This is a genomic window from Microbacterium umsixpiens (assembly GCF_053543675.1).
In genome coordinates, this window is sequence record NZ_JBLVOH010000097.1 from 38,898 (window position 1) to 48,003 (window position 9,106).

Here is a 9,106-nt window from a genome sequence, read left to right on the forward strand (position 1 = left end):
CCCCGCTCCGTCGTTCTTTCCGCTCAGAAGATCAGCGTGTGATCGTCGAGTCGTCCGGCTTCGCGTCGCCGGCGGGAGCGTCGTCCCGAGCGGTGTCGTGCGCGTCAGCGGCGGGCACCTCGTCGACTGTCGCCGTGTCGTACGTCGGCGCTGCCTCGGCGGATGCGGTGGTTTCGGACGTTGCGGTCTCGGCCGCGGCCTGAGGTTGTGCGGTCTCGGCGGTCCAGTCGATCGCCTCGACGACGGCCGGGGCGGGAGCCGGGACGAGAGAGCGTGCCGCGACGAGCCCGAGGGTGAGCAGGATGCCGACGATTCCGGCCGCGAGGACGCCTGCGCCCACGACGACGAGAGACTGGCCGACGTATACCTCGACGCCCGTGGCCGTGCCGTCGAGCAGGGTGGTCGTCATCGTCCCGATCTGACCGGAGATGAGCCATCCGCCGACAGCTGTCGTGGCGAGGGACACGACCAGGAGGAGCCAGAATCCGATGCTGCGTGAGAGTGACTTGTTCATGTCGTCCACGATCTCGGACACGCTGATGAGTCGGCGATGTGCGAGCTGTGGATCGCCTGTGCGGGGTCAGGCCTCGGCGGGGACCCGGCGCTTCAGATGGAGCACGACCACGGTGTACGCGGCGGCCGAGAGCGAGGCGAGCACCATGTGGATGCCGACGAGCAGCGGAGGGAGTCCCTCACGTGCCTGCCAGACCCCCACACCGACCTGCACCAGGATCGCCAGCACCAGGACGAGCAGCCAGCGCCGCGGCTCCAGGCGCAGCACCCAGGCGGCGACCGTGAGGAACAGCACGAGGGCGGCCAGGATGTAGCCGGGCCACGAGTGCACGTGGGCGAGCACGGTCGCGTCGAAGCCGTGCCGCAGCACATCCGCGTCGCCGGAATGGGGACCCGACCCGGTCGTCAGCACGCCGAAGACGATCGTCACGGCGAGTGCGAGGCCGGTCACGTGGGTGACAGCCGCGAACCACGCGGGAACCGCGCGCTCACGGGGTCCGCCGTCCGTCTTCAGGCGCACCAGGAACGCCGCCGTGATGCAGACGAGCAGCAGGGACGAGGTGTAGTGGAAGCCCACGATGAAGGGGTTGAGGCCTGTCAGCACCGTGATGCCGCCGACGAGCGCCTGGGCGACCACGCCGATGAGCACGAGCCAGGCCAGTAGGACCAGGTCACGTCGGGAGGGCGTCGTGCGGATGGAGCGGACCGCCGCCGCGATGACGGCGATCAAGAGCACGCCGAGCGCGATGGGGGAGGCCGGGAAGTGCAGGGGGGCGGCGATGCCGAACGCGGCGACGGCCGCCACGATGCCGCCGGCGGCGAACCAGAGCGCGGTGACCAGGCCGCGCTTCCCGCTGAAGAGGTGCAGGACCAGCAGCACGACGGCCAGCGCGATGATCCCGACCACGCCCGTCATCAGGCGGTTGCCGAACTCGATGATGCCGTGGATGCCCTGCACTTCGAGGATCGGGACCAGGGAGTCCGGTGTGCACAGCGGCCAGTCGGAGCATCCGAGGCCCGATCCGGTGAGGCGCACCGCGCCGCCGGTGCCGATGATGATGGTCTCGCTGAGGAAGGAGAGCCAGGCGAAGACCGTCAGCGCGCGTCCCCACGGAGCAGAACGGGGCGGAGCCGTCTGCGTCGGAGTGGAGGCGGGGATCGTCGTCTCGGGCATTAGTCCTCCGGACCGCGCTGGAACCTGCGGGCATGGCCCGTCTGTCAGGCGGAACCTGTAGAATCGGATTGTTGCGATGAGCGCTGACCGCGCTGAAGCATCGACAACAGTTTAGGCGCGATGGAAGCGCCGGTGATGAGGGCCCACCAACGGCACCCGCTCCCGCAGACTCGACGGGGATCAGGTGTGTCGGGGCGGATGACACCGTTTGGGACCTGTGAGGAGAGTGTTGGATGTCGGATGTACTGATCGACCGCCCGGAGCTTGACGGTCTGGGGGTGTACGAATTCGGCTGGCACGATGAAGACGCCGCCGGCGCCATCGCCAAACGCGGGATCTCGGAAGAGGTCGTGCGAGGAATCTCTGCACTCAAGAGCGAACCCGAATGGATGCTGAAGACCCGTCTCAAGGGGTACCAGCTCTTCGGGAAGAAGCCGATGCCGACCTGGGGCGCCGACCTCAGCGAGATCGACTTCGACAACATCAAGTACTTCGTCCGCTCCACCGAGAAGCAGGCGCAGACGTGGGAAGACCTTCCCGCCGAGATCCGCGAGACCTACGAGCGCCTCGGCATCCCCGAGGCCGAGCGTCAGCGGCTCGTGGCCGGTGTGGCAGCCCAGTACGAGTCCGAGGTCGTCTACCACCAGATCCGCGAGGACCTGGAGGCGCAGGGCGTCATCTTCATGGACACCGACACGGCCCTGCGCGAGCACCCCGAGTTCTTCGAGGAGTACTTCGGCTCGGTCATCCCCGCCGGTGACAACAAGTTCGCCGCGCTGAACACGGCCGTGTGGTCGGGCGGCTCCTTCGTCTACGTCCCCAAGGGCGTGCACGTCGAGATCCCGCTGCAGGCGTACTTCCGTATCAACACCGAGAACATGGGCCAGTTCGAGCGGACCCTGATCATCGCCGACGAGGACAGCTACGTCCACTACATCGAGGGCTGCACGGCCCCGATCTACAAGTCGGACTCGCTGCACTCGGCCGTCGTCGAGATCATCGTGAAGAAGAACGCCCGCGTTCGCTACACGACGATCCAGAACTGGTCGAACAACGTCTACAACCTGGTCACCAAGCGTGCCGTGGCGTACGAGGGTGCGACCATGGAGTGGGTCGACGGCAACATCGGCTCCAAGGTGACGATGAAGTACCCGTCGATCTATCTGATGGGCGAGCACGCCAAGGGCGAGACCCTGTCGGTCGCCTTCGCCGGTCCCGGTCAGCACCAGGACGCCGGCGCGAAGATGATCCACATGGCGCCCTACACGCAGTCGTCGATCGTCTCGAAGTCGATCGCCCGCGGCGGAGGACGTGCCGGCTATCGCGGTGAGGTACGCGTGGACGCCGCGGCACACCACTCTGCGAACACCGTGCGCTGCGACGCTCTGCTCGTCGACACGAAGTCCCGCTCCGACACCTATCCGGCGATCGACATCCGTGTCGACGACGTGCAGCTCGGCCACGAGGCCACGGTCTCGAAGGTGAGCGAGGAGCAGCTGTTCTACCTGCAGTCCCGCGGCATGCCCGAGGACGAGGCGATGGCGATGATCGTGCGCGGCTTCATCGAGCCGATCGCGCGGGAACTGCCGATGGAATACGCGATGGAACTGAACAAGCTCATCGAGATGGGCATGGAAGGATCGGTCGGCTAGTGACCGCCGCTACGACAGCGCCTGCCGAGGCGCAGCACACGAACGCGCACATCGACCCCGCCGCCCAGGTGGCCGCGGCCGGATTCGTCCCGGTGCAGACCCGCTCCGAGCGTCCGCACTCTTTCGAGCCGGCCGACTTCGGCGCCCCCACCGGGCGCGAGGTCAACTGGAAGCACACACCCGTCGCGCAGCTCACCTCGCTGTTCGAGGTGGCTCCGCAGAACGACGGTGTGAGTTACACGATCAACGCGGGGGAGCAGTACATCGCCGCGCCGCTCGCGATCGGCACCGCCCCCCGCGGCGAGGTCTTCCTCGCCGAAGACGTCACCGCGGCCGTGGCCTGGCAGGGATCCGCCGAGGCCCTCCACGTGCGGATCCCGCGCGAGGAAGAGGTCGCAGAGCCGATCTTCGTCTCCATCGCCGGTCTCGGAGCCGACCGTCGTGCCGATGCGCACATCGTGATCGAGGCGCTCGAGCACAGCTCGGCGACCGTCGTCCTGCAGCACACCGGGTCCGCCCAGTACGCACAGAACGTCGAGATCATCGTCCGCGACGGCGCGAAGCTGTCGGTCATCAGCCTGCAGCAGTGGGCGGATGACGCGGTCCATGCGTCTGCACACCAGGCACGGGTCGGTGCGGATGCGACGCTCAAGCACTTCGTCGTGAGCTTCGGCGGCGGCGTCGTGCGCGTCAACCCGAACGTCGAGCTCGCAGGCGCAGGCTCCGAGGGGTACCTCTACGGCCTGTCCTATGCAGACGCCGGGCAGCATCTGGAGAGCCAGGTGTACCTGCACCACAAGGGACCGCACACCAAGGGTGACGTCCTCTACAAGGGTGCGCTGCAGGGGCAGGGCGCACACAGCGTCTGGATCGGCGACGTGCTGATCGGAGCCGACGCCACGGGCACCGACTCCTACGAGGCGAACCGCAACCTGGTCCTCACCGAGGGCGCCCGCGCCGACTCGATCCCGAACCTCGAGATCGAGACCGGCGACATCCTCGGCGCCGGACACGCGAGTGCGACGGGTCGTTTCGACGACGAGCAGCTGTTCTACCTGCAGGCGCGCGGTATCAGCGAGGAGGAGGCACGTCGGCTCGTCGTGCTCGGCTTCCTCACCGACATCGTGCAGCGCCTCGGCATCCCCGCCCTCGAGGCCGAGCTTCTGGCGGCGATCGAGACGGAGCTGGCCGAGGTGAGTGCATGACCGCCGAACGCGTCTGCGGAGTCGCCGACCTCGAGCAGGACATGCCGTTGCGTGTCGATCCGGGCGGCGTGCCGATCACGGTGATCAAAGACGGCGAGGGAGTCATCCACGCCATCGGCGACACCTGCACCCACGGCGACATCTCGCTGTCCGAAGGCTTCGTCGAAGGTGACACGGTGGAGTGCTGGGCTCACGGCTCCGCGTTCTCGCTGCTCACCGGCAAGCCCCAGAATCTCCCCGCATATGAGCCCGTCCCGGTCTACGTCGTCCAGATCGACGGCGACGACGTGCTCATCGATCCGACTGTTATTAAGGAAGTTTGAAGAATGTCTGTTCTCGAGATCCGCGACCTGCATGTGACGGTCGAGACCGATGCGGGGACCACCCCGATCCTCAACGGAATCAACCTCACCATGAACACCGGTGAGACCCACGCCATCATGGGCCCCAACGGCTCGGGCAAGTCGACCCTGGCCTACACGATCGCCGGTCACCCGAAGTACACGGTGACCTCCGGTTCGATCACGTTCGACGGCCAGGACGTCCTGGAGATGACGGTCGACGAGCGCGCCCGCGCCGGGCTCTTCCTCGCCATGCAGTACCCGGTCGAGATCCCGGGCGTCACGGTGACGAACTTCCTCCGCACGGCGAAGACCGCGCTCGACGGCGAAGCACCGGCGATCCGCGGCTGGACCAAGGACGTCAAGGCGGCCATGTCGAATCTGCGCATGGACCCCAAGTTCGCGCAGCGCAACGTCAACGAGGGCTTCTCCGGCGGCGAGAAGAAGCGCCACGAGATCCTGCAGCTCGAGGTGCTGAAGCCGAAGTTCGCAGTCCTCGACGAGACCGACTCGGGTCTCGACGTCGACGCGCTCAAGATCGTCTCCGAGGGCGTCAACCGCGCGAAGGAGTCCACCGGCCTCGGCGTGCTGCTGATCACGCACTACACCCGCATCCTCCGCTACATCCGCCCCGACTTCGTCCACGTGGTCGTCGCGGGCAAGATCGTCGAAGAGGGCGGCCCCGAGCTCGCAGACCGGCTGGAGAACGAGGGATACGACCGTTTCCTCGACCCTGCAGCCCCCATCGAGGCGTAGGCTGATCGCATGACAGCGACCCTCACGGACGAGAAGTACGACGCGGTCACCGAGGCTCTCAAAGACGTCATGGACCCCGAGCTCGGGATCAACGTCGTCGACCTCGGCCTCATCTACGACCTTGCCTGGGATGACGAGAACGATGCTCTCGTCATCCACATGACGCTGACCAGCGCGGGCTGCCCGCTCACCGACGTGCTCGAGGACCAGACCGCTCAGGCTCTGGACAGCGTCGTCGATCGATTCCGCATCAACTGGGTCTGGATGCCGCCGTGGGGTCCGGAGCGGATCACGGACGACGGGCGCGACATGATGCGCGCGCTCGGCTTCGCGATCTGATCCGCACGGGACCGCTGCCGCGAGGCGGCACGACGACGCGCGCGTCGGATCCGACGATACGACGATGACGCGTTTCGGAACCTCGGGAGAACGAATGCTTCAGGTGAAGGCACTGCCTCTGGCGGAGCTCCGCGAGCGCAGCAGCGAGAAGTGGCGTGAGTACCCGGACGATGTGCTTCCGCTGTTCGTCGCCGAGACCGACTTCCCGCTAGCGCCGGCGATCTCGGATGCGCTGCGGCGCGCCGTGGAGATCGGTGACACCGGGTATGTCGCATCGCGGACACCGCTCGCCGAGTCGTTCGCCGCTTTCGCGAACCGACGCTACGGCTGGGAGCCCGACCCCGCGCGCATGCGGAGCACGGCGGACGTGAGCATGGGGATCGTGGAGATCCTCCGCCGTGTGACGCAGCCGGGGGAGCGGGTCGTCGTGACCCCTCCGGTGTATCCGCCGTTCTACGACCTGGTCGCCGAGGCCGGCGCAGAGGTGGAGCGCGTCCCGCTGCGTGACACGGGAACCCGATGGGAACTCGATCTCGACGGCATCCGTGCGGCCTTCGACGACGGAGCGACGGCGATCTTGCTCTGCAACCCGCACAACCCGACCGGCACGGTGCATGACCGTGACGGCCTCGCCGCGCTCGCGGACCTGGCGGATGAGTTCGGGGCGGCCGTCGTCTCGGACGAGATCCATGCGCCGCTCGCGCAACCGGGAACCGGGTTCACGCCGTTCCTCGCCGTGAGCGATGCGGCCCGGCGCGTCGGCTATGCAGTCGTCAGCGCCAGCAAGGCGTTCAACCTCGCAGGTCTGAAGTGTGCCCTGATGGTCACCGCCGACGACGCGACGAGCGAGGTCGTGCGCGGCCTGCCCGTCGAGGTGGAGTGGCGTACCGGACAGTTCGGTCTGCTCGCCGCCGTGGCCGCATTCTCGGAAGAGAGCGACCCCTGGCTGGATGGGCTGCTGCGCACCCTCGATGAGAATCGAGTGCTGCTCGAGGACCTTCTGGCGGCTCACCTGCCGGGTGCGCGCTATCGCATCCCGGACGCCGGGTACCTCGCGTGGATCGACCTCACCGCGCTCGACTGGGGTGACAATCCCGCGCGACGCATCCTGCGCGACGCGAAGGTCGCCCTGCACTTCGGACCGGCTTTCGGCGCCGAGGGTGCGGGCCATGTGCGGCTGAACTTCGGCACCTCCCCCGAGATCATCACTGAGGCGATCGAGCGCATCGCGGCGCTCGTGGGCCGATGACGACTCCGGTCGACGCCGCGACGATCTGGGACCGCCAACGCATCTGGGTGACGCTCGGTGCGGTCGCGCTGATCTTCCTCGCCGCCATCGAGGCACTCGCGGTGACGACGGTCATGCCGATCGTCAGCGAGGCCCTCGACGGCGAGGCCCTCTACGCCGTGGCTTTCGCCGGCACCCTGGCGACGAGTGTGATCGGCATGGTCGCCACGGGCGCGTGGTCGGACGCCCGCGGACCGCGCGGCGCCCTGTATGTCGCCGTCACGCTCTTCATAATCGGTCTTCTCGTCTCGGGCTTCGCCGTGACGATGCATCAGTTCCTGATCGGACGACTCGTCCAGGGGCTCGGCACCGGCGGGCAGACCGTCGCGCTCTACGTGGTGGTGGCGCGGCTGTATCCGCCTCATCTGCACGGCAGGATCTTCGCCGCCTTCGCCGCGGCCTGGGTCGTGCCGTCGATGGTCGGACCATTCCTGGCCGGGGCCGTCGCGGAGTACCTCGACTGGCGATGGACATTCCTGGGCGTCGCGGTGCTGACGGCAGCCGCATTCGTGATGATCGCGGTGCGGCTCCGCGGTGTCGATTTGGGGCATGGTGAGCCGCAGGATCGACGCGCCCTCGTCGTGCGCCTCGCACTCGCCGTGGTCGTGGCCGTTCTCGCCGTCGTGGTCGGCTTCTCTGCCGACATGGCACCGTCGGTCGGCTGGCCGGTCGCGCTCGGTGCCGTCGTCGCGATCGGCCTCGCCGTGCTCCCGCTGCTGCCACGGCGCACGTTGCGCGCGGGCCAGGGGCTGCCGAGCGTGGTGCTGATGCGCGGCATCGTGGCGGGTGCGTTCTTCGCCGCTGAGGCCTACATCCCGTACCTGCTGATGAAGAAGTTCGACTTCAGTGCGACGTGGGCGGGAGTCGCACTGATGCTGGCGGCATTGGCCTGGGCCGGCGCCTCGGCGCTGCAGGGGCGATACGGTGAGCGTCTGGGGAATCACCGCATCACGCTGATCAGTCTCGGCTCGCTCCTGGTGGCGCTGCTCTGTGTCCTCGTCGCCGCGCTCTTCGACGTCTCGGCGGCGGTGGTGGTGCTCGGCTGGGCATTCGCCGGTGGCGGGATGGGGCTGCTGTACCCGCGGTTGACCGTCCTGACGCTCGCGTACTCGGACGAGACGAATCAGGGATTCAACTCCTCTGCCCTGTCGATCTCGGACGCCACCGGTTCGGCCGTCGCGATCGCGCTGGCCGGTCTCGCGGTGGCATCCCTCGGAGGTGAGGCGGGTGCTTTCGGTGCGGTGTTCGCCTTCTGTGTCGGACTCGTCGCTCTCGCGATCGTGCCCGGACTCAGGCTCGGGCACGCGGCGGAGTCGCCGGTGCGCTGAGCACCCCCGCGAGCGCAGTCACTCCGAGGTCGAAGACTCGGTCGAGGCCGGCCGTGACGTCGATCTCCCCGGCGGTGGGCAGCGCACCGTGGCTGTCGGCGTGCATGCGCTGCTGCACGAGGGTGGCGTGTCCGAGGACAAAGTGCAGGATCGCCGCGCCCCGGTCAGCGGCGTCGGGTGCCCCGTGGGCCTCCAGCGCCGCGGTCAGCACCGACTGCGCGTGCGAGGAGCCGAGTTGCAGGGCATAGGTGCTGAGGACCAGTTCGGCGCCGTCGCGGTGGGTGAAGAGGGCGTCGCGGATGCCTCGGGCGGTTGCCAGCACGCCGTCGCTGCCGCGGGGGATCGATGCGGTGATCCGGTCGGCGAGTTCGGCGAGCAGCTCCTGCTTGCTGGTGAAGTGCCAGTAGAGGGCACTGGGCTGTACATCCAGGCGGGCGGCGATGCGCCGCATCGAGAGGTCGGCGAGCCCGACTTCGTCGAGGAGGGCGAGCGCGCTCCGGGCGACGCTGT

The 9,106-nt window shown here is 67.9% G+C and carries 10 protein-coding genes; 7 read left to right on the forward strand and 3 right to left on the reverse strand.

Annotation, left to right across the window (positions count from 1 at the left end; translation table 11 throughout):
• Window positions 1–31: 31 nt before the first annotated feature.
• Window positions 32–535, reverse strand: coding sequence for a hypothetical protein (locus ACNPM4_RS09990; RefSeq protein WP_448985549.1), 504 nt, complete (start codon window positions 533–535; stop codon window positions 32–34).
• A 45-nt stretch (window positions 536–580) separates the two neighbouring features.
• The gene (locus ACNPM4_RS09995) at window positions 581–1,687 is read right to left on the reverse strand and encodes a COX15/CtaA family protein (protein ID WP_448985550.1); all 1,107 of its coding nucleotides are present in this window, start codon (window positions 1,685–1,687) and stop codon (window positions 581–583) included.
• Between the two features lie 233 nt (window positions 1,688–1,920).
• Between ACNPM4_RS09995 and sufB the strand changes: the two genes are divergently transcribed.
• From sufB to ACNPM4_RS10030, 7 genes are all read left to right on the forward strand, one after another.
• A complete protein-coding gene (sufB, locus tag ACNPM4_RS10000; RefSeq protein ID WP_029261754.1) occupies window positions 1,921–3,339 on the forward strand; it encodes a Fe-S cluster assembly protein SufB in 1,419 nt (472 codons plus the stop codon).
• Window positions 3,339–4,544 (forward strand): Fe-S cluster assembly protein SufD, encoded by a 1,206-nt coding sequence (gene sufD / locus ACNPM4_RS10005; RefSeq protein WP_105710082.1) that lies wholly within the window; start codon window positions 3,339–3,341, stop codon window positions 4,542–4,544. The genes sufB and sufD overlap by 1 nt, the downstream gene beginning before the upstream one ends.
• On the forward strand, window positions 4,541–4,867 hold the full coding sequence (locus ACNPM4_RS10010; RefSeq protein WP_017830403.1) for a non-heme iron oxygenase ferredoxin subunit: 327 nt from the start codon (window positions 4,541–4,543) through the stop codon (window positions 4,865–4,867). Before sufD ends, ACNPM4_RS10010 begins: the two co-directional genes overlap by 4 nt.
• Before the next feature lie 3 nt (window positions 4,868–4,870).
• On the forward strand, window positions 4,871–5,641 hold the full coding sequence (gene sufC / locus ACNPM4_RS10015; RefSeq protein WP_029261756.1) for a Fe-S cluster assembly ATPase SufC: 771 nt from the start codon (window positions 4,871–4,873) through the stop codon (window positions 5,639–5,641).
• A gap of 9 nt (window positions 5,642–5,650) precedes the next feature.
• Window positions 5,651–5,980 (forward strand): metal-sulfur cluster assembly factor, encoded by a 330-nt coding sequence (locus tag ACNPM4_RS10020; protein ID WP_021200756.1) that lies wholly within the window; start codon window positions 5,651–5,653, stop codon window positions 5,978–5,980.
• Between the two features lie 94 nt (window positions 5,981–6,074).
• Complete coding sequence (locus ACNPM4_RS10025; RefSeq protein ID WP_448985557.1) at window positions 6,075–7,229, forward strand: MalY/PatB family protein; 1,155 nt, start codon at window positions 6,075–6,077, stop codon at window positions 7,227–7,229.
• Window positions 7,226–8,596 carry an MFS transporter gene (locus tag ACNPM4_RS10030; protein ID WP_448985551.1) on the forward strand — a complete coding sequence of 457 codons (1,371 nt, stop codon included), beginning with the start codon at window positions 7,226–7,228 and terminating at the stop codon, window positions 8,594–8,596. Before ACNPM4_RS10025 ends, ACNPM4_RS10030 begins: the two co-directional genes overlap by 4 nt.
• On the opposite strand, the gene ACNPM4_RS10035 is transcribed toward ACNPM4_RS10030, so the two are convergent.
• Window positions 8,559–9,106: TetR family transcriptional regulator (locus ACNPM4_RS10035; protein ID WP_448985552.1), on the reverse strand; the 548-nt coding region annotated here is incomplete at its 5' end. The two genes, ACNPM4_RS10030 and ACNPM4_RS10035, sit on opposite strands and share 38 nt — an antisense overlap.

Excerpts from the sequence above, each read along its gene's own strand:
- ACNPM4_RS09995 (WP_448985550.1), bottom strand. The coding sequence starts at position 1,687 with ATGCCCGAGACGACGATCCCCGCCTCCACTCCGACGCAGACGGCTCCG.
- sufB (WP_029261754.1), top strand. The coding sequence starts at position 1,921 with ATGTCGGATGTACTGATCGACCGCCCGGAGCTTGACGGTCTGGGGGTG.
- ACNPM4_RS10010 (WP_017830403.1), top strand. The coding sequence starts at position 4,541 with ATGACCGCCGAACGCGTCTGCGGAGTCGCCGACCTCGAGCAGGACATG.
- sufC (WP_029261756.1), top strand. The coding sequence starts at position 4,871 with ATGTCTGTTCTCGAGATCCGCGACCTGCATGTGACGGTCGAGACCGAT.
- ACNPM4_RS10020 (WP_021200756.1), top strand. The coding sequence starts at position 5,651 with ATGACAGCGACCCTCACGGACGAGAAGTACGACGCGGTCACCGAGGCT.
- ACNPM4_RS10025 (WP_448985557.1), top strand. The coding sequence starts at position 6,075 with ATGCTTCAGGTGAAGGCACTGCCTCTGGCGGAGCTCCGCGAGCGCAGC.
- ACNPM4_RS10030 (WP_448985551.1), top strand. The coding sequence starts at position 7,226 with ATGACGACTCCGGTCGACGCCGCGACGATCTGGGACCGCCAACGCATC.